This window comes from Bradyrhizobium sp. Ash2021 (assembly GCF_031202265.1).
In the GTDB taxonomy this organism is placed as follows: Bacteria; Pseudomonadota; Alphaproteobacteria; order Rhizobiales; family Xanthobacteraceae; genus Bradyrhizobium.
Genome location: NZ_CP100604.1, coordinates 6,307,351 through 6,330,156, shown reverse-complemented (window position 1 = coordinate 6,330,156; position 22,806 = coordinate 6,307,351). Strand labels below are relative to the sequence as shown.

Genomic DNA, 22,806 nt, shown 5'->3' with positions numbered 1-22,806 from the left:
CGGCTATAGCCGCAGCGCGCCGTCCATGAGCTGCGCATAGGCCTCGGCATCGATCGGACGATAGAAGCCCGAGCTTACATCGAGGAAAAACAGCGGGTCTTTCACGCGCGCGGGATCGAACCCCTCGCGAGTCAGTTCGTGCTTTTTCTGCTTGAAGGTTTCGGTACTGTCCAATGTCGCGCAGATGCGCACCAGGACGGGGCAGGCGTAGACCGGCAGCCGGCGCGACAGGTGATCTCGCAATTCCCCGAGGTCGAAACCATCGCCGGTCACGATCGCAACCATGCCGGCGCGGCCATCGGTGCCCGGAAGCCTCACGCCATAGGTCGCGGCGTCGACGACGCCAGGACATTGCGCAACGCCTTCGTTGACTTCGGAGGTCGCGACGTTTTCGCCCTTCCAGCGAAACGTATCGCCGAGCCGGTCGACGAAGCGGAAATAGCCGCGCTCGTCGCGCGTCATCAGGTCGCCGGTACGGAACCAGGCATCGCCGGGCGCCAGCACGTTGCGCAGGATCTTCTTTTCGGTTTCAGCGGCGTCGGTATAGCCCTCAAAGCGGCCGCCGGCCTCGTCGGCGGTTCCGATCCGCCCCATCGCTTCACCGGCTTCGCCGCGCGCGCAGGGGACGCACAGGCCGTCCGCGCCGCGAATGGGTGTGCCGAGCTCGGCATCGACACGGATGATCGCCGCCGGAAACCGATGGGCCAGGAACGCCGGGATCCGCCCGATCGCGCCGGGTTTGCCCTCGACATTGTACAGCGAGAAATTGCCTTCGGTCGCCGCGTAGAATTCGAGGATCTGCGGAATCGCGAACCGGGCCTGAAAGGCTTCCCAGACGTCGCCGCGCAATCCGTTGCCGCAGGCCAGCCGCAGCCGGTGCCCGCGTTCGAGTTCGGATGGCGGCGCCTTCAACAGATAGCGGCAGAGCTCGCCGATATATTGGAACAGGGTGCAATCATGGCGGACGATGTCGTGCCAGAAACGCTCGATCGAGAATTTTTCGGCCAGCACCACCGAGGCGCCAGCGGCCAGCATGCTGCAGGGCGCGACGATGCCGCCGACGCTGTGGCAGAGTGGCAGGCAGTCGTACAGGCGGTCGTCGGGTGCAGCGTTGGTCAGTCCGGCAAACCAGCCGCCCCAGTTGAGGATACGCCGGTGACTGATGCTGGCGGCCTTGGGCAGGCCGGTGGTGCCCGAGGTGTAGATCAGCAGCGCCCGATCGTTGATGGTGATGCCGCGGCGTTCGGCGGATGACAATGCCGCGCCATCCATTTTCGCGAGCGCGGCATCGATGCTCGCCTCTGCGGCGACATCACCGTGGTGCCAGATTTTTGGCGCGTGCTTCAGATGCGGGACGGCGGTTTCAAATACGCCGGCAAGATTGTTGGCGAGGATGATTTGATCGGCATTCGCGACATTGAGGCCGTGCGCCAGCGACTGCCCGACCAGTTTTGTGTTGATCAGCGCGGCGACGCCGCCGACTTTGGTGATCCCGAGCCACGCCGCGATGTAATCGGGGCCACCCGGCATGAACAGGCTGACGGTATCGCCGGCCTCGATGCCCGCCGACATTGCCCAGCGCGCATAGCGGTTGATCCGGGCCGCCAGATCCCGGTAATTCAACGTCATCGCATCCGATATCAGCGCGGGGCGGTCCGGTTGTTTCTCCGACCAATCCTCGACGATGTCGGCAAACAGGCGATGCGGATCGGCCTCGATATGCGAGGTGAGCTCGATCGCCTTCAGCCAGCTTTTGGCGGCCGACGGCCTGCCGCGAAGCTGCGCGGGTTCTGTCGCGTGATTGATGACGCCGGTGTTCATGGCCCAAAATGCGTTGGCTTTCCGCGCCATCTATACTGGGGTCCGTCCGCCGAGGTGTTAATCAGCAGAGTTAAAACTCCTTTCCCGTGCAAATGGGATGGGCAGGGTTTTGATTAATTCATCGGCAATCGAATACGTATCGATGCTTTCGCAGCGTCAGCTGCGCGCGAATTTTACCACGATGCCGGGAATGCCGTGCGGCGCCGCCGGATTCCTGCGATATCGGCCTCGGTTAAAACGACGAAAGGCCGCGATGATGATCAGCAAGAGAGCGCTCCTTCATTCCGCAGCGTGCGCCGGGATATCGCTGCTCGGCGTCAATGTCGCGAGGGCCGCGCGCGCCGATCTGGTCTACCCGACCCGTCAGGTAAAATGGGTTGTCCCGTACGCGGCGGGCGGCGCGACCGACGTGCTTTCGCGGCTGATCTGCCAGCATCTGACCGAGCGGCTGGGCCAGCCCTTCGTGGTCGAGAACAAGCCAGGCGCCGGCAGCAATATCGGCACCCAGGCCGTCATCTCGTCGCCGCCGGACGGCTATACGCTGCTGTTGACCAGCACGGCCAACGCCATCAACGCCTCGTTCGATCCGTCGCTGCCCTATGATTTTGCCAAGGGCATCGCGCCGGTCGCCGGTGTCGCCCGTATTCCGCTGGTGCTCGTGGTCAGCAACGATCTTCCGGTGCACAGCGTTGCGGATTTCATCGCCTACGCCAAAGCCAATCCAGGCAAGCTCAGCGTCGCGTCTTCCGGAATCGGCACGTCGCTGCATCTGTCCGGCGAACTGTTCAAGGCGATGGCCGGCGTCGACTTCATCCACGTGCCCTACCGCGGATCGGCACCGGGCCTGACCGACCTGATGTCCGGCCAGATCCAGGGCATGTTCGACAACGTCACGTCCTCGTTCGAACTGGTCCGGTCGGGAAAGATCCGAGCGCTCGGCGTGACCACAAGGGAACGGTCGGAAATCATGCCCGACGTGCCTCCGATCAGCGATACCTTGCCGGGATATGAGACCGCGTCGTTCTACGGCGTCGGCGCGCCCCACGATACGCCGCCGCAAATCCTCGAACTGCTCAACAAGGAAATCAATGCGGCGCTGGCCGACCCCGCCATCAAGGCGCGGCTCGGCGAACTCGGCGCCATTCCCATTGAGGGCAACGCCGGCCAGTTCGGCGCCATGCTCGTCGTGGAAACCGAGCGCTGGCGCAAGGTCGTGGAACTGTCGGGGCACAAGTAAAACCCGGCCGGTGGCCAATGCACTTGCCGAGGCGGGCCGATTTTTTCGGCTCAGCCTTGATATTCGACCACGTGCAGACCGGCGCGCTCCAAGGGAGTCGAAATGCTAAATTTGGTCCACCAGTAGAACATCAGACAACCGCCCGGTGCATGGCGGGTCGGCTCCAAACCGCTTCGTTAGAATTTGCGCGCGAGCGCAACGTATTGCGCCCCAAGCGGCAGCCAGCCGAGTTTGTCCTCGATGGGACGGAGCAGGGCAAGCGCACGCGGAAAAAACAGATTGTATCGAATCCGAGGGGACGCCCAACCGGCCTCAGCCAATCGTTGCGCCAAATTGCGGGCAAGAACAAGTTTCGCATTCACGTCGAAAGGGCAGGTGTTTACCGCATGGACGGTGAGGGGGTTCAACGGATTATGCTCGAAGATGGCGATCAATCCGCCCGGTTTCGTAATCCGGTAAAGCTCCCGCAGCCACATGGCGTGCTCGTCATGGGGGATGTGGTGAAACACGCATGCCGAAAATGCCAGGTCGAAAGCGTCCGGTTCGGCGGGGATGCGGTCATTTTCGATCAGACGATAGTTGGTGGAATCCGGATAACGCTGTTTGCTGAGCGCAAGGCTGCGCTCGGACACATCGCATGACGTCAGCGAAGCTTGAGGAAAATGCGTCCGAAAGAACGGAATCGAGTTGCCGATTCCGGAACCGAAGTCGCAGATTCGGGACACGCCGATGCCGCCGCGATCGACGATCTGCCGCAGCTTCCTGATCTTGTATTCCGCGAAATACTCCGGGCCCTCCCCGGTGACAGCCACGTTCTCACGATGCTGGTCGTGGTATTCGTCGGCGAAGCGGTCGAATTCGGCCTGGTCCATGTTGCTATCGGGTTACCCGTTTCACGCGCTGAATCGTTCTAATTTCTGCGAAGCCGGGTCGGCGGTTCGTTGTCGGGGGCTCGAACAATTACAATAGGCCCCAATATTTAATTACATATCCGCCTCCCACAGGACCCGGTGGGACAATTGAACCCCCGCAAAGGTTAGCGAATCATGCGCCAGGTTGGCCATAAAAATTGATGAATAATTAACCGGGGTTCACCGAGTATGTCGCGACCAGTCGAATTCGATTCCCTATCTTGCAGGCTGCCAGAGTCATGGAAATTCACGACGGTATGCAGCGCCCCAAAAGACTGTTCCTGTCGATCGTGGTGCCGTGTTGCAACGAAGAAGAGGGATTGCGCGAATTTCATCGTCAGATGACTGCAGCAGCGCGCGCGCGGTTCGGTCAGAAATTCGAACTCATCCTCGTCGATGACGGTTCGACCGACAATACGTGGAAAATCATCAACGAGCTTTCGGCGCAAGATCGCAATGTCGTCGCGGTTCGTCTGTCGCGCAACCACGGTCACCAGTTGGCACTAACGGCCGGACTTTCCACCGTGCGCGGCGACCTGGTCCTCGTCATTGACGCCGACCTGCAGGATCCCCCGGAACTGCTGGGCCCGATGTACGATCTGATGGTGCGTGAAGACGCCGACGTGGTCTATGGGCAGCGACGAAGCCGTGCCGGCGAGGGCCGCTTCAAGAAGAGGTCAGCCGAGGCATTCTACCGCCTGCTCGCCAACCTGACGCGCGTCAATATCCCGGTTGATACCGGCGACTTCCGGCTCATGAGCCGGCGCATCTCCGATCAGGTTGTGCAGATGCCGGAACATGATCGGTTTATTCGGGGCATGGTCGCCTGGCTCGGTTTCAAGCAGGTTGCTTTTGAATACGATCGCAACGCCCGATTTGCCGGTACCACCAAATATCCGCTGACCAAAATGATCGGCTTCGCCGCGGATGCGCTGGTGAGCTTTTCCATGGTCCCGCTGCGGATCGCAACCTATGTCGGCGCGTTGTTGACGACGGTCCTCACTTTTGTCGGCCTCTGGGCAGCGGTAGGCTGGATTCTCTCCGGCACCGTACCCGGTTGGACCAGCCTGACGCTGCTTGTCGTTGGAATTTCCTCCGTGCAACTCCTGGTCCTCGGCCTGATCGGGGAATATGTCGGCCGCACCTATATTCAATCGAAGCATCGGCCACTGTTCGTGATCTCTCAGCTCCGCCGGCGTGCCCGTTTGCCGGATCGGCTGCCGCACGATCCGCCGCCCGGCCGGAAGAGTTCTGGGAACTCGCCATTCAAGGCGCTGCAAGCCGAGTTGGATGCCGAGGCACACGAGCCGCTTCTCGACGAGATCGCCCAGTAACGGCGATCCTGAATCATCCCGCGCTGTATCAGGCCTGGCAGAATGCCGGCGGCTTGTTTGGCGCGCGCGTCAAGGCAATCGCGGATGATGTGACGCTCGCTTGCGGGATGCGCGTGATCGACATCGTCGCGTTTATCATGTGGCGAGGGTGTTTGGTCAGCTATTCGCGCTCGGGGCTAGCTTGCGACCATCTTCCGGATAAAAAGGGTGCTTTTTGTACCCGGGATGTGCAAGCCAGCCGGCTGGGGCTTCTTTTTGAAAACGCCGATACAGCACGCCAAACCAAAGTAACAGGGCCAGGAAGGCAAACGGAACATGGCTGCCAACTGCGACAGGCTGTGCATAGGGCATGATCAGTAGCGCCGTTACCGAGGCTAATTCGATCCCGTCCCACCCATCACGCCAGTTGCGTGCGAGCAGCGGGATAACGGACAGCATCAGCAGTGGTGTGTCGTAAGACAATGAGTACGGCGTTGCAAGCAACGTCCCCGCGGCCAGGAGCGCCAATCGAAGATCAAGCCTCCCATCTTCCTTTCCCGTTTCCTGGCTGTTTGACTTCCACCGCGAAAAACCCCGGGTGATCACGGTCAGAACCGCAACGATCACGACCACCTGCAAAAGGCCCGCGAGAGCAGCCGGCATTCCAGCTCCCTGCAACGACACATAGGGACCGAGTGCCAGCTGTTGTATCTGGTCGTAGCCCCTGCCGATAAAATGGCCGAACAGCTGGCTCATACGCAGATAATCTGTCCAGATGGCGGCTCCAAGCCATATCGTCGAGAGAACAATCAAAGAGAGGACGGTTGTCGCTGCGGCCGCGACGACGCGCCACTGACCGGACGCTATCAGCGCAAAGGGCATCAACAGGCCCATTTGTGGTTTGATTGCCAAAAGACCGATGCAAATTCCTGTTAGAACAGGACGCGTTGGCCAGAAATACGCCGCCCCCAGAAACAGCACGGCTATGAGCGTACCGGTTTGTCCGCTAAACAAATTGGCGCTGAGAAAGGGCAAGGAGAATGCGATAAGCACGGCGTAAGCCTGCATTCGCGGCCAGTGATTCTCGCAAGCAGGATTGGCGCCGGCACCCAAGCCGGAGCGTTTCGCCAACAAAACGATCAAAGCAAAATAGAAGGCCAGCGGAACGAGCGACCAGGCCAGGACCGCTTCGTTGTACGTCGCGTCGCCCAGCGGCCATAATCCAAATAAGGTGAATGGTGGATATACGAACCACGAGAGGGTGCTCGTCGTATTCGTCGACAAGATTCTTTGCCACGTTTCTGGATCATAGATGGCGGTGAACTCGCCGTGCCGCACTCGATGCGCCGCATTCCAGAAACTAATGAAGTCGCCACCGAAGCGCGAGCCGTCCGACAGTTCGTGGAAATACTTGATCAGATTGGCGCCGGCCTGCGTCGCCAAGCATGTCGCAAACAACAGCAGCAATGTTTTCTGCAACGGCCTCATGGGCCGGAGTTTAGCGGCCCTTCCTTTCTGGTGGCTTAAGACGGTAGCGGCAATGCCAAGCATTAACGCAAGTCAGCGCAGCATTTGCCGTAAATGCTAGATCGTCGAGCCGGAAATATACTCCGGATCGTCGCGGCTCTGGTGTCCGCTTCCGCCGCTTTCATCAAGGCCATTGGGACCGGTGACATCAACTGGGCTTCCGCGATTTTGGCGCGGCCTCCGGAATGAGCGCCTACCCCCCGTAGCTCTGCACCAGGCTGCCCGCCACCAGCGACCAGCCGTCGACCAGCACGAAGAAGATCAGCTTGAACGGCAGCGATACCACGACCGGTGGCAGCATCATCATGCCCATCGACATCAGGACCGATGCGACCACGAGATCGATGATCAGGAACGGCAGGAACAGCAGGAAGCCGATCTCGAACGCGCGCTTCAGTTCGGAAATCATGAAGGCCGGCACCAGTATCCGCAGCGACATCTCTTCAGGTGTTGCCGGCGGCGGTTCGCCGGAGAGATCCATGAACAGTTTTAGATCCTTCTCGCGGACGTTCTTCTGCATGAAGCCGCGCAGCGGCACCGATGCCTTCTGCAGCGCTTCCTCGACGCCGATCTGGTTGGCGACCAAGGGCTTGATGCCGTCGTCATAGGATTTCTGCAGCACCGGCCCCATCACGAACGCGGTCAGGAACATCGCCAGCGCGATGATCACCGAGTTCGGCGGCGCGGTCGCAGTGCCCAATGCGGTGCGCAGCAGCGACAGCACCACGACGATGCGCGTGAACGACGTCATCATGATCAGGATCGACGGCGCGATCGAGAGCACCGTGAGTAGCGCGATCAGCTGGATCGCGCGCTCGGTGACGCCGCCATTGCCCTGGCCGAGATTGATGCTGATATCCTGCGCGAACGCCGGATCGATCAGCGATCCGGCGGTGGCTATCAGTACGGAAAAAAATAAAACTCTACGCGGGACTTTCGCCGATCTCACGAAGGAGACTTTGGACGGCCCAGCAAGGACGCCATCTCGTCTTCGAGATTTTCAAAGCCGCTCTTCTGCGGAGCGGGAGCGGGAGCGGGAGGGGGGGCCTCGCTGCGCGCCGGACGGGCGGGCGGCGGCTCGGGCGCGACCGGCGGCGCGGTGTCGCCGGCCGGCCGACGCAGGGCTGCTTCCAGTCGCTGCGCCATCTCGGCAAGATTCTGGTCGGCGCTGGATTGCGGCGGCGACGCGGAAGGCGGCGGCGGAGGTGCTGCGGCGCGTTCCGGCGCCCGCACCGGCGGTGGCGCTTTCGGCGGTTCGCTCGGACGCGGCGCTCGCGGCAGCATTGGTTCGGTGCGGGTCATCCGCGGCGGGACCGGATCGGGGCGCGCTTCAGCCCTTGGCTCCGGGCGGCTGCCAATCGGTTCCGGCGCAAAGCCGGCCATCGGATCGCTGCGGCGCTCCGGCACCGGGCGGCGAACCTCGTCGGCGAAGGAGGGGCGGGCCGAGCGCGGCGGCGGCTCCGGCATTTGCGGTTCCGCATGGTCGAACATGTCGGTCCGGGAACCTTCGCTGTCGGCCCAGGCGGCATCGGGCAGTGGCGCAATCCGGGGCGGCTGCTCGGCGCCGGCTACTGCGGGCCGCGGCGACATCTGATCCCGCCCGGGGGTCGCGCGCACGATATTGGGTTCCACCACGATGTCGCTCGGACCGCCGATCATCAGGAGATGTTCGACATTGTCGCGCCGTACCAGCACCAGACGCCGGCGGCCGTCGACGGCGGCGGCGTCGATCACGGCCAGCCGCGGCATCCGTCCGCGATTGGGATTGGCGCCGAGGCGGTTGGTGGCGAAGCGGCGAACCAGCCATGCGGCGACGCCGATCAGCGCCAGAACGGCGATGAATGCGAAGAGGAATGTCAGTGTCTGCGGCATTCTTTGGTCCCCGGCCAGAGGCCGTCCTCAACATGGCATACTTCAACGCGTGCGGATTGGAAGCGATCCACATACGGCGAATCACGCCCGAGATCAGCCTTATTCCTTAACTCCCCACGGCAAACCCTGCCGCCCGTTAATTAATAGACCAAGAATCGCTTGATCCAAAACGACTTCTGAGCGCGCGAAAAGCATTGGCTCTTGCTGGTTAACGCAGCTTTCGTGGCGAAAATGCGCTCGCTTTGCGGTCTCGCGCACTGTCCGCGGCCAAAGCGCGCGATTTTAACCGACCGTTAACCATACACCGGGCAAATTCTGCCTACCTCGAACGTGGCACAGAGGTTAACGGGAGCGGCGCCCATGCCCATGAACGATCTTCCGATCCTGTCGGCGCTGCGCACCAAGATGCAGTGGCACCAGGAGCGCCAGCGGGTGCTGTCCGAAAACATCTCCAACTCGGATACGCCGAACTTCAAGCCGCGCGATCTGGTCGAGCCGACCTTCGACAACAAGGGTGGAACCGTCGGCGGCGGGATGGGGTCGCTGGCGATGATGCGGACCTCGACCAGCCATATCGCGGTATCCGGCGGCGGACAGACCTTCGACGGGGATGGCGGCAAGAGCGGATTCCAGACCCGGCCCGCCGGCAACGCCGTCAACCTCGAGGACCAGATGCTGAAAGTGTCCGCCAACCAGATGGACTACGCCGCGGCCACCTCGCTCTACAGCAAGAGCCTGCACCTTCTGAAGACAGCGATCGGCAAGGGCTAGATCATGATTATGGCGGAGGAACCCGGACATGGCTGACAATAGCAGCGATTTCGCCCGCTCGATGGGCATTGCGACCTCCGGTCTGCGCGCGCAGGCCGGGCGGATGCGGGTGATCTCGGAAAACATCGCCAACGCGGATTCGACCGCGCCGACCGCCGCCGGCGACCCCTATCGCCGCAAGGTGCCGACCTTTTCCTCCACGCTCGACCGGACGCTGGACGCAAAGGTCGTAGCCCTCGGCAAGGTCCGCACCGACCAGTCGGCGTTTCGCGTCAAATACGAGCCGAGCAATCCGGCGGCGGATGCCGCGGGCAACGTCAAATATCCCAACGTCAATCCGCTGATCGAAATGACCGACATGCGCGACGCCCAGCGATCCTATGAGGCGAACCTCAACATCATCAGCGCCACGCGCCGGATGATTCAACGCACGCTCGACATCCTCAAGGCCTGAACAGGAATTTTTAGCAAATGGCTACACCCACAGTCGCTGCCAACGCCTACGCCAGCCTTGCCCGCATGATGGAATCGGGCGGCGCGGAGAAGGGCGGCCAGACCTCGGGCGGCCCGTCCTTCTCGGCGCTGCTCAAGGATGCGGTCGGCAGCGTGCTCGAGGCCGGCAAGAAATCCGACGCCCAGACCATGGCGATGACCTCGGGCAAGGCCAACGTCATGGACGTGGTGACGGCGGTGGCGGAAACCGACGTCGCGGTCTCGACGCTGGTCTCGGTGCGCGATCGCGTCATCCAGTCCTACGAAGACATCATGAAGATGCCGATCTGATGCGCGCCGTCATTGCGAGCCAACGGGTCGGCGCGAAGCGCCGCCCGATGACAGGCTCCGCGAAGCAATCCATCGCGCAGCAAAAAGAAAGAATGGATTGCTTCGTCGCAAGGGCTCCTCGCAATGACGGGTGCTGAGCTTCCAGAGTAGACAGGAATCTGAAATGACCGGTGCTGAAACCCTCGACGTGGCGCGTGATGCGATCTGGACCATTGTCATAGTGTCGTCGCCGCTGATGGTGGTTGCCCTTGTGGTCGGCGTCGTCGTGTCGCTGTTCCAGGCGCTGACGCAGATCCAGGAGCAGACGCTGATCTTCGTGCCGAAGATCCTGGCGATCTTCGTGACGCTGTTGCTGGCGCTGCCGTTCATGGCGGATTCGCTGCACAGTCACATGATGCGGATATCGTCGCGAATCATAGGCGGTTGATGGCATCATGGGTGGGTCATGCGCGTCGATATCTCCCTGCTTCCGGCCCTCGCCGCCGCCTTCATGCTGGTGTTCGCCCGCATTGGCGCAATGGTGATGCTGTTGCCGGGGCTCGGTGAGACCAATATCCCGGTGCGCGTCAAGCTCGCGATCGCGCTATTGCTGACGCTGATCATCCTGCCGCTGCATCGCTCGGCCTACCACGTCGACATGAATTCGATGACTTCGCTGCTGGTGTTGATGCTGCAGGAAATCATCATCGGCGTCGTGCTCGGCGCCACCGCCCGCGTCACGCTGGCGGCGCTGTCGGTGGCGGGGTCGGTGATCGCCCAGCAGCTCGGCCTCGGATTCGTCACCTCGGTCGATCCGACCCAGGGCCAGCAGGGCCTCCTGATCGGCAACTTCCTCACCCTCCTCGGCATCACGCTGCTGTTTGCCACCGACAGCCACCATCTCGTCATCGCCGCGCTGAACGAGAGCTACCGGATTTTTTCGCCGGGCGAGGCGATCCCGACCGGCGACGTCGCAGCCCTTGCCACCCGCGCGTTCGCCGCCGCGTTCAAGATCGGCATGCAGCTTGCGGCGCCGTTTCTGGTGTTCGGCCTCGTCTTCAATATCGGGCTCGGCGTGCTGGCGCGACTGATGCCGCAGATGCAGGTCTATTTCGTCGGCGTGCCGCTCGCGATCATGGTCGGCTTCCTGATCTTCGCCCTCGTCCTCACGGCGATGATGGGAACCTACCTCGACTACTTCGTCGGCGTCATGCACGACCTGACACCGCTGAGATAGAGCATGATCCGGAAAAATGGGTACCGGTTTTCCCTCGCGACAAACGCGGAACGCGTTTGCGCGGAGATCATGCTCAAACAAAGAGGCTAGAGCGCCGCGATGGCCGACGATACCCACGACAAAACAGAAGACCCTACGCAAAAGCGTCTCGACGACGCCCATGCGCGCGGCGACGTTGCCAAGAGCCAGGAGGTCAACACCTGGTTCGTGATCGCGGGCGGGACGCTCGTGTTGTCGACCTTTTCGGGATCGATGGGCGGCGGCATCCTGATGCCGCTGCGCAACCTGGTCGCCAATTCATGGATGATTCACACCGACGGCGCCGCCTTGCTGGCGCTGGCGCAGACGCTGGGCTACGCCGTGCTGGCGGCGGTCGGCGTACCGATGTTGATGCTGATGATCGCGGCGATCGCGGGCAACATGATCCAGCACCGGCTGGTGTGGTCGGCGGAGGGGCTCAAACCGAAATTCAGCAAGGTGTCGCCCGGCGCCGGCTTGAAGCGCATCTTCGGCAAGCAGGCGGCGGCGAATTTCGCCAAGGGCCTCTTCAAGCTGGTGACGCTCGGCGCCGTCATGATGGCGGTGCTGTGGCCGGAGCGCCATCGCCTGGAATCGTTCCTGCGGTTCGACCCGGACGCGATTCTTAGCGTCACCACCAGCCTGACGCTGCACCTGATGGGCGCCGTGGTGGCGATGCTGGCCGCGGTCGCCATCGCCGATTATTTCTTCCAGTACCGGCAGTGGTACGAGCGGCAGAAGATGTCGCTGCAGGAGATGAAGGACGAGTTCAAGCAGTCCGAAGGCGATCCGCATATCAAGGGCAAGATCAGGCAATTGCGGCAGCAGCGCATGAAGAAGCGCATGATGGCTGCGGTTCCCAAGGCCTCCGTGATCATCACCAACCCGACCCACTATTCGGTGGCGCTGTCCTACGATCGCGGCATGTCGGCGCCGGTCTGCGTCGCCAAGGGTGTCGACAATATCGCGTTCAAGATCAGGGAAATCGCCAGGAAGCACGATATTCCCATCGTGGAGAACGTGCCGCTGGCCCGCGCCCTCTATGCCACCGTCGAGGTCGACGACGAGATCCCGGTCGAGCATTATCATGCGGTTGCCGAAATCATCGGCTATGTCATGGGCCTGAAGCGCGGGCTTTCCGGCCGGCGGACGTGAAACGGAACGGAAATCGCCTTGAAATGCCTGTAATCTGCGGAATACCTGCCTGATGGACTTGCGTTTGCGGGTCCGATTCAGGCACTCAAGAGCGACGCGCCGGCCGGTTGGGATGGCGCGCCTTCTCCATGCCGACGGGCAATGTCGCTTCAAATGACCGCCGAAACTGACAACCATCCGTCACCCGAGCCGTTCCTGGCCCATGAACCGGCGCGGCGGGGCGGCAGCATCGTGCTGGTGCTGCTGGTGGCCGCCGGGATCGTGGCGGTCGCGGTCGCGCTGATGACCATCGGCCGCGCCCAGGCCCAGCCCTATATCCTCGGTGTGCTGGCGCTGCTGGCGATGGTCGGCCTGTTCAATCTGTTCGCGTTCGCCGCCGGCATCATCCGTTTCACCGACCGTACCGCCGACGACCCGGTGATGGGCCACATCGCCGATCATGCCTATGACGGGCTGGCGGTCACCGACGCCAGAGGGCACGTGGTCTATTCCAACGCCGCCTATCTGGCGCTGACGGGGGCCACGAGCGCGCAGGACGTCCGGCCGGTCGAGCGCGTCTTCATCGGCAATCCCGACGTGTCGGAAGCGGTGTTCCGCCTGTTGAAGGCCGCGCGCGAGGGCAAGCGGCAGCAGGAGGAAGTACGTATCGCGGGCCAGGGCGGCGCCCACGGCCGCTGGCTCCGGATGCGGGTTCGTCCGCTCGGCCAGAGCAAGCGCGAGGCGAAATACGCGGTGTGGTCGATCGCCGATATCACGCGGGACCGCGAACGTCAGGAAGACGTGTTCAAGGAACTGCAGCACGCGATCGAGTATCTCGATCACGCACCCTGCGGCTTCTTCTCGGTCGATCCCTCCGGCGAGATCGGCTACGTCAACGCGACGCTGGCGAACTGGCTGGACCACGACCTCGCCGAAATCGGATCGGGCGGCCTGAAGCTGACCGAAATCGTCTCCGGCGACGGCGCCTCGCTATTGACCTCGATCGCGGCGGTGCCCGGCGAAGTCAAAACCGAAGTGTTCGACATCGACCTGCGCATGCGCGGCGGCAAGACCATGCCGGTGCGGCTCTATCACAAGCTGGCGTTCGGCGCGGACGGCGTGCCCGGCCCGTCGCGCACGCTGGTGATCAACCGCGCGCGCGACGAGCATTCCGATCCGGAACGCGCGGCCGAAGTCCGCTTCATGCGCTTCTTCGACCATACCCCGATGGCGATCGCGACCGTGGATCGCGGCGGCACGGTGGTGCGCGCCAATGCCCGCTTCGCCAAGCTGGCGCAAAGCCTGAGCGCGGACGGTGCGGCGAACAAATCGATCTTCCGGGCGGTGAACGCCCGCGACCGCAGCCTTTTGATCGCGGCGATTAATCAGGCCGCCGAAGGGCAGGGCGATATCGCGCCGGTCGAGGCCATGCTCGACGGGCCTAAGGAGCGCTGGGGGCAGTTCTTCGTCACCGGCGTCGAGAAGGACGAGCGCGATGCCGAGGCCGCCATCGTCTACATGCTGGAGACCACCGAGCGGCGCACGCTTGAGAACCAGATCAACCAGTCGCAGAAGATGGATATGGTCGGCCAGCTCGCCGGCGGCATCGCGCACGACTTCAACAATGTGCTGTCCGCCATCATGATGGCGAACGATTTCCTGCTGAACGCGCACAAGCCGACCGATCCGTCGTTCCAGGACATCATGCAGATCAAGCAGAACGCGACGCGGGCGGCGACGCTGGTGCGGCAGTTGCTGGCGTTCTCGCGCCGCCAGACCCTGCGGCCGCAGGTGCTCGACCTCGGCGACGCGCTGAGCGACCTCACCATGCTGCTGCGCCGGCTGATCGGCGAGAAGGTCAAGCTCGACCTCGTGCACGGCCGCGATCTCTGGCCGGTGAAGGTCGACGTCTCCCAGTTCGAGCAAGTGATCGTCAATCTTGCGGTCAACGCCCGCGATGCGATGCCGGACGGCGGCAAGCTGACGGTGAAGACCGCCAACGTCTCGTCGGACGAGGCGACCCAGCTGTCCTACAAGGGCATGCCGGCGGCGGATTATGTGCGGATCGACATTTCAGATACCGGCACCGGAATCCCCGCCGACATCGTCGACAAGATTTTCGAGCCGTTCTTCTCCACCAAGGAGGTCGGCAAGGGCACCGGCCTTGGGCTGTCGACGGTCTACGGCATCGTCAAGCAGACCGGCGGTTTTGTCTACGTCGACTCCAGGCCCGGCGAGGGCACCTCGTTCCGCATCTTCCTGCCGCGCTATCACCAGGAGCTGGAGGCCGCACCCGAGCCGCAAGCTGTCAGTGGCGCCAGGGACGCTGGCGCCGAGCCGCCGAAGCCAAAACCCGATTTGACCGGGCACGGCACGATCCTGCTGGTCGAGGACGAGGAGGGCCTGCGCTCGCTGAACGCGCGGGGCTTGCGTTCGCGCGGCTACAGCGTGATCGAGGCCTCCAACGGCATCGAGGCGATCGAGGCGCTGGAGGAAAAACAAGGCGCGGTCGATCTGGTCGTATCCGACGTGGTGATGCCGGAAATGGACGGCCCGACGCTGCTGCGGGAGATGCGAACGCGCAATCCCAACCTCAAGATCATCTTCGTCTCCGGCTATGCCGAAGAAGCCTTCGAAAAGAGCCTGCCGGAAAACGAGCAGTTCGCCTTCCTCGCAAAGCCGTTCGCGCTGAGCGCGCTGGTCGAGAAGGTGAAGGAAACCATGACGTCGTCGTGAGGCATCATCCCCGTGTCCCGGACGCGTTGCAGCTTCTTGACGGTGCAACGCAGAGCCGGGACCCAAATCGTCTCACCACGATCCCGGGTCTGCAGCGCATCACCATAGCGCGTCGAAGACGCGCGTGAACGCGCTTGTGGTGCTGCGCAGCGCCCGGGAAACGCTGCCAGACTGATCGCAGTAGGGTGCACCTGCGCCCTGACAAGCCCCTTATCGTCACGTCCCCGCGACCGAGGGCCGCAGCCGCGGTTCCCGTTTGCGGCTTCACTTTTAGGCAACTGTGCCCATGTTAAGGGCGCTTCCCCATGCCGGGGATTGAGGAAACAGACATGAATTTCTCGCAACGCACGCGCGGGATTGTCCGGGCCATCGCCGTCGTTCTGTCGCTGGCGGTGCCGCTGGTGATCGCGATCTCGTCGGCCGACGCCCGCGTCGGCGGCGGATTTGGCTCGGGCTCCCGGGGATCGCGGACGTTTTCCGCGCCTCCGAGCACCACCACGGCGCCGGGCACGGCGCAACCGCTCAACCGCACCTTTAGCCAGCCGGGCAGCCCCGGGATCGGTGCGCCGGCCGCGAACGGCGGCGGCTTCTTCAACCGCGGCGGAATGGGCCGAGGCCTGCTTGGCGGGCTCGCCGCGGGCTTCCTCGGCGCCGGCCTGCTCGGCATGCTGTTCGGCGGCGGGATGTTCTCCGGCCTCGGCGGCTTGTCGTCGATCTTCGGGCTGCTCCTGCAGATCGGCCTGATCTTCATCGTGGTGCGGATGGCGATGTCGTGGTGGCAGCGCCGTCACACACCGGCCTCGGCCTATGCCGGCGGGCCTGCGGTAGGTCCCGGTACGCAATCCGGCTTCGGCTCGGCCATGGGCTTTGGACTGGGGTCGGGCAGCAGCGCGCCGCTCGAGATCCAGCCCGCGGACTATGAGGCCTTCGAACGATTGCTGGGCGAGATCCAGGCCGCGTGGTCGAACGAGGACGTCGCCAGGCTGCATACGCTGGCGACGCCCGAGATGGTCAAGTATCTCACCGACGATATCCAGGCCAACAAGGCCCGCAACGTCATCAACAAGACCTCCGACGTCAAGCTGCTGCAGGGCGATCTCGCGGAGGCCTGGCGCGAAGGCGATACCGATTACGCCAGCGTGGCGATGCGGTTCTCGCTGGTCGACAAGACGCTGGATCGCAACACCGGCCGTATGGTCGAGGGTAGCGAAACGCCGTCCGAAATCACCGAGGTCTGGACCTTCGTGCGGCCGCGCGGCGCAACCTGGGAACTCTCGGCGCTCCAGCAGACCAACTGATTATTGCCCAAGTGAACATCTGAAGCGAACATCTGAAGTGACCATCTGAAGGCGCTGCGGTTCATTCCGCGGCGCCTTTTGTTTTTCCGTTCCTCATTTCGTCGTCGATGAGCAGGAATAATACCTCCCGTGACGGGTTGATCCCTGCGAACCAAAAAACACTTGAAAAAACACTTGGGAGGATTTCGATGAACCGTTTCGCGAAGGTCCTGTCGGCTGCCTGCTTCGCGCTCGCCGCCATGTACGCTCTCGCTGCGCAGCCGGCGCAGGCGCAATCGGCCGATACCAGCTTCTTCCTGACCAGTAACGGCATCGGCAATGGCGGCAACCTCGGCGGCCTGGCGGGCGCCGACAATCACTGCCAGACGCTGGCACAGGCCGCGGGCTTTGGCGCTCCGAAAACCTGGCGCGCCTATCTCTCGACCCAGGCGGCCGACGGCGCGCCTGCCGTGAACGCGCGCGATCGCATCGGCAAGGGGCCGTGGAAAAATTCCAGGGGCGTCGTGATTGCCAAGGACGTCGCCGAGTTGCACTCCGGCGGCAACAACCTCACGAAGCAGACCGCGCTCTCCGAGAAGGGCGAGGTCATCAACGGCCGCGGCGATACGCCGAACCGCCACGACGTGCTGACGGGATCGCAGCCCGACGGTACCGCGTTCGCGGTGGGCGACGACCGCACCTGCAAGAACTGGACGAGTTCGACGCAGGGCGCTGCCATGGTCGGGCATTTCGACCGCTTGGGCTTGCGCGACGACGACGCCTCAAAATCCTGGAACTCCTCGCATGCCTCGCGCGGGCCGGACGGCGGCTGTTCGCAGGCCGACCTCAAGAGCACCGGCGGCGACGGCCTGCTGTATTGTTTCGCGGCGAATTGACGGACTGTCATTCCGGGGCGATGCGAAGCATCGAAACTATGATGCGCAGTTGCGCATCTGGCATTCGCACAGGGAAGGCGGTGGATTGGCGCGTTGACACCCAGGATGTAGCTTGGCGACCAGCCGTCATGTTCACATTCACGAGGGGATCGTCGATGCGTTATCAGCTCTATTACTGGCCGGGCATTCAGGGCCGCGGCGAATATGTCCGGCTCGCGCTGGAAGAGGCTGGTGCCGCCTACAGCGATGTCGCGCGCGGCGGCAACGGCATGGGTGCGATGATGAAGATGATGGAGGCCAAGGGCATGCCGCCGTTTGCGCCGCCGTTCCTCAAGGCCGGCAAGCTCGTGATCGGGCAGACCGCCAACATCCTGCTCTATCTCGGCGCGCGCCATGGTCTGGCGCCGAAGGCGGAGCCGGGAAAGCTGTGGCTGCATCAGCTGCAGCTCACGATCACCGATTTCGTGTCGGAGATTCACGACACCCATCACCCGCTCGGGCCCTCGCTGTATTACGAAGACCAGCGCGCGGCTGCAAAGAAGCGCACCGAGGAATTCTGGAAAGAACGCGTGCCGAAATATCTGGGTTATTTCGAGCGCCTGCTAAAGGCCAATGGCGGCGCTTACGTCACCGGCCGCCGCCTGACCTATGTCGATCTCTCATTGTTCCAGATCGTGGAAGGGCTGGGCTACGCTTTTCCGAAGCGCATGAAGGCCTTTGAGCGGGAAATACCCGGCCTGATCGGCCTGCGTGACCGCGTCGCGGCGCGGCCGAACATCAAGGCGTATCTGGCGAGCGACCGGCGGATTGCGTTTAACGAGGACGGGATTTTTCGCAGGTACAAGGCGCTGGATATTTAGCTCCGTCATTCCGGGATGCGCCCGCTTGGGCGCAGGCCCGGAATCCATACTCACGATCGTGGTTATGGATTCTCAGATGTGCAATTGCACATCATAGCTCGCGCTTCGCGCGCCCCGGAATGACGAACGTTGGATTTGGTACTAACGATTCCTGCCATCGATCGGCGTCATCGCAAGCTTCGCAAGCTCGATGCCGTCGATGCAGCTGACGTTCAGCGCCACCACTTCGGTGCCGTCGGGCTTGGTGCCGCGCGCGAACACGTCGACGCCGCAATCGATGCAGAGCTGATGGCGGATCGCGTGCTTGTTGAACAGATATTCGCGCAGATTTTCCTCACCGGCGCGGAGCTGAAAGCTCTTCGGTGGGAGGAAGGTGAAATGCAGGCCCTTCTTGGTGCAGATCGAGCAGTTGCAGGCGGTCACCATCGCCATGTCGGTGGTGCATTCGAAGCGCACCTGGCCGCAATGGCAGCCGCCGGTGTAAACCTTGCTGTCGGGCATCGTTTCCCCCTCGCCAGACGCTCTCACCAGATTCCCGGTACCAGACGATAGCGCACGCGCGCGGCGTAGTCAGCATAGCCCGGCAGCCCCGCGATCAGCGTCCGTTCCTCAATACGGGCGCGAATGGCGAACAGCAATGCGAACAGGGGCGCGATCGCCACGCCCCACCAGGAGCCCAGCAGCAGCGGCGCGCCGACGAAAAACAGCATGATGGCGCTGTACATGGGATGGCGCACCAACGCGTATGGACCGGTCGAGACCACGTGATGGTGGTGCTCGGCCTGCACCTTGACCACGGGGGCGGCAAAGGAGTTTTCGCGGAACACCCACATGATGAAGCCGGTCGAGAGCAGGTACATCGCCAGCCCCAGCACCTGCAGCGCCACGGGTACGTCGGAGGCCTGCATCCGCCGGTCCAGTCCCATCGCGACGAACCACAGGAATGCCACGATGACGAATACCAGCATGAATTTCTTGTCGGCGGCGGGCTGTTCGTCGCGCGCTGTCAGCCGCATGCGCTCGGCCAGCAGCCCCGGATCGGTTCGCGCAAGCCACAATCCGCAGGCGGGGCCGAGTATCGCAGAGGTCGCCAGATACACCCACGCCGCCGGCCAGTGCAGCGTGCCCGCGGTCGCAAACAGCAGCACGCCCATGGCGACGACAACGAACGTGTTCTGCAGCAGCAGCTTTGCGATCATGCTTGTGTCCCTTGAGGGATCAGCATGATCGCGCGTTTTTTCGGCAAACTTGCGGCACTCACTACCGCCATTGCCGGGCATAGCAGTCTGCCCTTGCGCAGACTGCGTAAACTTGTCTGCGCTCCCGGCAATCCATCCGCTTCGAAAAACTTCTCATGAAGAAAGATGGATACGCGAGCATAGCCGTCTGAAGGACGGCGTCGCTTCCGCTCGCCTATGCCCGCGTATGACGTTTGGAGATTGCCTTTTGCAGCTCAGACCAGCTGGTCGATCCGCGTTCCCTGTCCGGGCGGAAGTGCGGCCAGCACCGTCGGCTGCGGCAGGCGCGTGCCGTCGGCCGCAGCGGCGTTCGCGTCAGGCGTCTTGTCGGGCGGATTGGGCGCGCTCGATTGCGGCGGCGCGACCGGCACCGGCGCGGCAACACTTGCGATCGTCATCGGAAACATCCTTTTCGTTGCCTCCGACCTTGGCCGGGTTGAAGCGAACGATTTATGAATCCGGCGCTTCAACCACGCAGCATCGCCGCCGATCCCGTCGAACAGTGAACGGGAGGCTCCGATTTCATTACAAATTTATTGAACTCGGCGTTCCGGCGTGGCTGGCTGCAGGCCTATTCGTCCTTGTCGCGCGTCACCGCGATCGACGCGTCGGTCTTGGTGCGCGTGCATTCCATGTTGAGCCGGCGATAGCGAAAGCTGACCTTGTCGCCGCGCAGGATGCCCATGCGCTTGAGGCAGCGCGTGGTGCCGGTCGTGGTGTCGTCTTTCGGCACCGTGAAGACGATCGCCGCCGCGCGGCCGACCAGATCGTAAAATGCGGGCTTCGGCTTGCGGTCGCCCTTGGCGTAGAGCTCGTTGGAGTAATCCTGGCCGCGGCAGCCGAGCGACAGCTCTTTTGCCGCCGGGTGCGTCAGATAGACGATATTGGCGGCCTTGAAGTTGACCTTGAGGCCGTCGATCTGATCGGCGAGTTGCTTTGCGGCATCGTCGCAGGGATCGGCGCGGGCCGGAGAGATCGTCAATACGGCCAGTACGGCAAAAATGGCGGCGAACATCGCCGAACGAACGTCCGGTACGAAACGGTTGCGCAGTGTTTTTGTCATAATACCCCCGCGGCACTGAAACGCGCACGCAAGGTTCATGCAAGGTCCGCGCGAGCGCGTCAATACGTGCCGTGACCGCGATCGGCGGTCTATGAAACAGCCAACGGTTAAATTCAGCAAGGGCGCGGTCGGCCGGGTCCGGATCGTCGAGGATTTTCTGCCATCTCCGGACCGGCTGGTGCTGCGCGAGGACAACGTGAAGGTGACGTTGAGCATGTCGCAGCGATCGTTCTTCAAACGCGCCGCGCGCCCTACCAGCGCATGATCCGCGCGCTGGTGGACGCCTATGCGGAAAAGCAGGAAGGGAAGGGGTGAGGAAGCATTGCTCCTGAGGCATCCGGAACCTTCCTTTTCTCCCAAAAGTGCTTAGAACGGCTCTATCGCCGGCGTGGCGTCCGTGGACGCGTCCGGAACCTCAACTTGCGAGTCCCCCATGAACGCCCCCACCGCCTTTCCTGACCCAAAGCCCGTCCCGCCCTACAAGCACACGCCGCTGTTCCCGCTTGGCGCGGATACCGCGCCCTACAAGAAGATCACGGCCGAGGGCGTGCGGGTCGAAAACGTGCTCGGCAAGGACATGCTGGTGGTGTCGCGCGAGGCGCTGCGGGCACTGTCCGAGGCCGCCTTCGGCGACATCAATCATTACCTCCGGCCCGGGCACCTGAAGCAGCTGCGCTCGATCCTCGAGGACAAGGAGGCCAGCGACAACGACAAGTTCGTCGCCTTCGACTTCCTGAAGAACGCCAACATCGCCGCCGGCGGTGTGCTGCCGATGTGCCAGGACACCGGCACCGCGATCATCATGGGCAAGAAGGGCTGCAACGTCATCTCTGATGGCGACGACGAGGCCGCGCTGTCGGAAGGGGCGCGTGATGCTTACCTGCGCCGTAATTTGCGTTATTCGCAGGTGGCGCCGCTGTCGATGTATGAGGAAAAGAACACCGCCAACAACATGCCGGCGCAGTGCGAGATCTATGCCGAGGGCGATGACGCCTACAAGTTCATGTTCATGGCCAAGGGCGGCGGCAGCGCCAACAAGAGTTTTCTGTTCCAGGCGACACCGTCGGTTCTGACAAAAGATCGCCTGCTGGCGTTTTTGAAGGAGAAGGTGCTGACGCTCGGCACCGCGGCGTGTCCGCCTTATCACCTCGCCATCGTGATCGGCGGCACTTCGGCTGAACTCTGCATGAAGACCGTAAAACTGGCGTCCGCGCGCTATCTCGACGCGCTGCCGACGCACGGCTCGGCCGATGGCAACGCCTTCCGCGATCTGGAGATGGAGCAAGAGATTCTGAAGATGACGCAGTCGCTCGGCGTCGGCGCGCAGTTCGGCGGCAAATATTTCTGCCACGACGTCCGCGTGATCCGGATGCCGCGCCACGGCGCGTCGCTGCCGATCGGGCTTGGCGTGTCCTGCTCGGCGGATCGCCAGGTGCTCGGCAAGATCACGAGGGACGGCGTCTATCTCGAGGAGCTCGAGCATAATCCGGCGCAGTATCTGCCCGCGGTCGAACAGTCGCTCGGCGGCGAGGTCGTCAAGATCAATCTCAACCAGCCGATGAAGGATATTCTGGCGACGCTTGCAAAGCACCCGATCAAGACCCGGTTGTCCTTGAGCGGGACGATGATCGTCGCGCGCGACTCCGCGCATGCCAAGCTGCGCGAGCGGCTGGAAAAAGGCGAGCCGCTGCCCGACTACTTCAAGAACCATCCGGTGTATTACGCCGGTCCCGCCAAGACGCCTGACGGCTACGCCTCCGGCGCGTTCGGCCCGACCACCGCGGGACGGATGGATTCCTTCGTCGACCAGTTCCAGGCCGCGGGCGGATCGATGGTGATGGTGGCCAAGGGCAACCGCGCGGTCGCGGTGCGCGAGGCCTGCAAGAAGCACGGCGGCTTCTATCTCGGCTCGATCGGCGGTGCGGCAGCCAACCTCGCCGAGCACTGCATCAAGAAGGTCGAGGTGGTGGAATATCCCGAACTCGGCATGGAAGCGATCTGGCGGATCGAGGTCGAGGATTTCCCGGCCTTCATCATCATCGACGACAAGGGCAATGATTTCTTCAAGGAATTGAATCTGGGGTAGGGGGCGCGTTCCCCGGATGCTACGCAGCACGAAGTGATGCGCTGCTG

At 62.8% G+C, this 22,806-nt stretch carries 24 protein-coding genes; 15 read left to right on the top strand and 9 right to left on the bottom strand.

Annotated elements, in window-relative coordinates:
• Window positions 1–3 precede the first annotated feature (3 nt).
• Window positions 4–1,821 (bottom strand): long-chain-acyl-CoA synthetase, encoded by a 1,818-nt coding sequence (locus NL528_RS30675; RefSeq protein ID WP_309185082.1) that lies wholly within the window; start codon window positions 1,819–1,821, stop codon window positions 4–6.
• Window positions 1,822–2,077: 256 nt separating this feature from the next.
• Here NL528_RS30675 and NL528_RS30670 point away from each other — a divergent pair, with 256 nt between their 5' ends.
• Entirely contained in the window at window positions 2,078–3,058 is a 981-nt protein-coding gene (locus NL528_RS30670; protein ID WP_309185081.1) for a tripartite tricarboxylate transporter substrate binding protein, read from the top strand.
• A 176-nt stretch (window positions 3,059–3,234) separates the two neighbouring features.
• Here NL528_RS30670 and NL528_RS30665 read toward each other — a convergent pair whose 3' ends face one another.
• Entirely contained in the window at window positions 3,235–3,783 is a 549-nt protein-coding gene (locus tag NL528_RS30665; protein WP_309185079.1) for a class I SAM-dependent methyltransferase, read from the bottom strand.
• Here NL528_RS30665 and NL528_RS30660 point away from each other — a divergent pair.
• Both NL528_RS30660 and NL528_RS30655 read left to right on the top strand, forming a co-directional pair.
• Window positions 3,721–3,972 (top strand): hypothetical protein, encoded by a 252-nt coding sequence (locus NL528_RS30660; protein WP_309185336.1) that lies wholly within the window; start codon window positions 3,721–3,723, stop codon window positions 3,970–3,972. The two genes, NL528_RS30665 and NL528_RS30660, sit on opposite strands and share 63 nt — an antisense overlap.
• Before the next feature lie 254 nt (window positions 3,973–4,226).
• The gene (locus tag NL528_RS30655) at window positions 4,227–5,303 is read left to right on the top strand and encodes a glycosyltransferase family 2 protein (protein ID WP_309178102.1); all 1,077 of its coding nucleotides are present in this window, start codon (window positions 4,227–4,229) and stop codon (window positions 5,301–5,303) included.
• A gap of 156 nt (window positions 5,304–5,459) precedes the next feature.
• Here NL528_RS30655 and NL528_RS30650 read toward each other — a convergent pair whose 3' ends face one another.
• The 3 genes from NL528_RS30650 to NL528_RS30640 form a co-directional block, all read right to left on the bottom strand.
• Window positions 5,460–6,761 (bottom strand): glycosyltransferase family 87 protein, encoded by a 1,302-nt coding sequence (locus tag NL528_RS30650; protein WP_309178101.1) that lies wholly within the window; start codon window positions 6,759–6,761, stop codon window positions 5,460–5,462.
• Between the two features lie 241 nt (window positions 6,762–7,002).
• Window positions 7,003–7,758, bottom strand: a complete 756-nt coding sequence (gene fliP / locus NL528_RS30645) for a flagellar type III secretion system pore protein FliP (protein ID WP_309178100.1) — start codon at window positions 7,756–7,758, stop codon at window positions 7,003–7,005.
• The gene (locus NL528_RS30640; RefSeq protein ID WP_309178099.1) at window positions 7,755–8,681 is read right to left on the bottom strand and encodes a flagellar biosynthetic protein FliO; all 927 of its coding nucleotides are present in this window, start codon (window positions 8,679–8,681) and stop codon (window positions 7,755–7,757) included. Before NL528_RS30640 ends, fliP begins: the two co-directional genes overlap by 4 nt.
• A 360-nt stretch (window positions 8,682–9,041) precedes the next feature.
• Here NL528_RS30640 and flgB point away from each other — a divergent pair, with 360 nt between their 5' ends.
• The 10 genes from flgB (at window position 9,042) to NL528_RS30590 (ending at window position 18,372) form a co-directional block, all read left to right on the top strand.
• Window positions 9,042–9,452 carry a flagellar basal body rod protein FlgB gene (gene flgB / locus NL528_RS30635; protein WP_309178098.1) on the top strand — a complete coding sequence of 137 codons (411 nt, stop codon included), beginning with the start codon at window positions 9,042–9,044 and terminating at the stop codon, window positions 9,450–9,452.
• A 28-nt stretch (window positions 9,453–9,480) separates the two neighbouring features.
• On the top strand, window positions 9,481–9,906 hold the full coding sequence (flgC, locus tag NL528_RS30630; RefSeq protein WP_309178097.1) for a flagellar basal body rod protein FlgC: 426 nt from the start codon (window positions 9,481–9,483) through the stop codon (window positions 9,904–9,906).
• 17 nt (window positions 9,907–9,923) lie between these two features.
• On the top strand, window positions 9,924–10,235 hold the full coding sequence (gene fliE, locus NL528_RS30625; protein WP_309178096.1) for a flagellar hook-basal body complex protein FliE: 312 nt from the start codon (window positions 9,924–9,926) through the stop codon (window positions 10,233–10,235).
• Between the two features lie 163 nt (window positions 10,236–10,398).
• Window positions 10,399–10,662 carry a flagellar biosynthesis protein FliQ gene (gene fliQ, locus NL528_RS30620; protein WP_309178095.1) on the top strand — a complete coding sequence of 88 codons (264 nt, stop codon included), beginning with the start codon at window positions 10,399–10,401 and terminating at the stop codon, window positions 10,660–10,662.
• Window positions 10,663–10,680: 18 nt separating this feature from the next.
• On the top strand, window positions 10,681–11,451 hold the full coding sequence (fliR, locus tag NL528_RS30615; protein ID WP_309178094.1) for a flagellar biosynthetic protein FliR: 771 nt from the start codon (window positions 10,681–10,683) through the stop codon (window positions 11,449–11,451).
• 99 nt (window positions 11,452–11,550) lie between these two features.
• Window positions 11,551–12,624, top strand: a complete 1,074-nt coding sequence (gene flhB, locus NL528_RS30610; protein WP_309178093.1) for a flagellar biosynthesis protein FlhB — start codon at window positions 11,551–11,553, stop codon at window positions 12,622–12,624.
• A gap of 153 nt (window positions 12,625–12,777) precedes the next feature.
• Window positions 12,778–15,339, top strand: coding sequence for a cell cycle histidine kinase CckA (gene cckA / locus NL528_RS30605; protein ID WP_309178092.1), 2,562 nt, complete (start codon window positions 12,778–12,780; stop codon window positions 15,337–15,339).
• Between the two features lie 305 nt (window positions 15,340–15,644).
• Window positions 15,645–16,637, top strand: coding sequence for a Tim44-like domain-containing protein (locus NL528_RS30600; protein WP_309178090.1), 993 nt, complete (start codon window positions 15,645–15,647; stop codon window positions 16,635–16,637).
• Between the two features lie 239 nt (window positions 16,638–16,876).
• Window positions 16,877–17,512, top strand: coding sequence for a lectin (locus tag NL528_RS30595; protein WP_309185078.1), 636 nt, complete (start codon window positions 16,877–16,879; stop codon window positions 17,510–17,512).
• Window positions 17,513–17,667: 155 nt separating this feature from the next.
• Window positions 17,668–18,372 carry a glutathione S-transferase gene (locus NL528_RS30590; protein ID WP_309178089.1) on the top strand — a complete coding sequence of 235 codons (705 nt, stop codon included), beginning with the start codon at window positions 17,668–17,670 and terminating at the stop codon, window positions 18,370–18,372.
• 141 nt (window positions 18,373–18,513) lie between these two features.
• Here NL528_RS30590 and NL528_RS30585 read toward each other — a convergent pair whose 3' ends face one another.
• From NL528_RS30585 to NL528_RS30570, 4 genes are all read right to left on the bottom strand, one after another.
• Window positions 18,514–18,873, bottom strand: a complete 360-nt coding sequence (locus tag NL528_RS30585) for a GFA family protein (protein WP_309178088.1) — start codon at window positions 18,871–18,873, stop codon at window positions 18,514–18,516.
• A gap of 23 nt (window positions 18,874–18,896) precedes the next feature.
• Window positions 18,897–19,571: an isoprenylcysteine carboxylmethyltransferase family protein gene (locus NL528_RS30580; protein ID WP_309178087.1), complete on the bottom strand. Its 675-nt coding sequence runs from the start codon at window positions 19,569–19,571 to the stop codon at window positions 18,897–18,899.
• A 254-nt stretch (window positions 19,572–19,825) separates the two neighbouring features.
• Window positions 19,826–20,008, bottom strand: coding sequence for a hypothetical protein (locus NL528_RS30575; protein ID WP_309178086.1), 183 nt, complete (start codon window positions 20,006–20,008; stop codon window positions 19,826–19,828).
• A 173-nt stretch (window positions 20,009–20,181) separates the two neighbouring features.
• On the bottom strand, window positions 20,182–20,625 hold the full coding sequence (locus tag NL528_RS30570) for a hypothetical protein (protein WP_309185076.1): 444 nt from the start codon (window positions 20,623–20,625) through the stop codon (window positions 20,182–20,184).
• 139 nt (window positions 20,626–20,764) lie between these two features.
• On the opposite strand from NL528_RS30570, the gene NL528_RS30565 reads away from it, so the two are divergent.
• Both NL528_RS30565 and NL528_RS30560 read left to right on the top strand, forming a co-directional pair.
• A complete protein-coding gene (locus NL528_RS30565; RefSeq protein WP_309178085.1) occupies window positions 20,765–20,938 on the top strand; it encodes a hypothetical protein in 174 nt (57 codons plus the stop codon).
• A 168-nt stretch (window positions 20,939–21,106) separates the two neighbouring features.
• Window positions 21,107–22,759 carry a fumarate hydratase gene (locus NL528_RS30560; RefSeq protein WP_309178084.1) on the top strand — a complete coding sequence of 551 codons (1,653 nt, stop codon included), beginning with the start codon at window positions 21,107–21,109 and terminating at the stop codon, window positions 22,757–22,759.
• The last annotated feature ends 47 nt before the right edge of the window (window positions 22,760–22,806 follow it).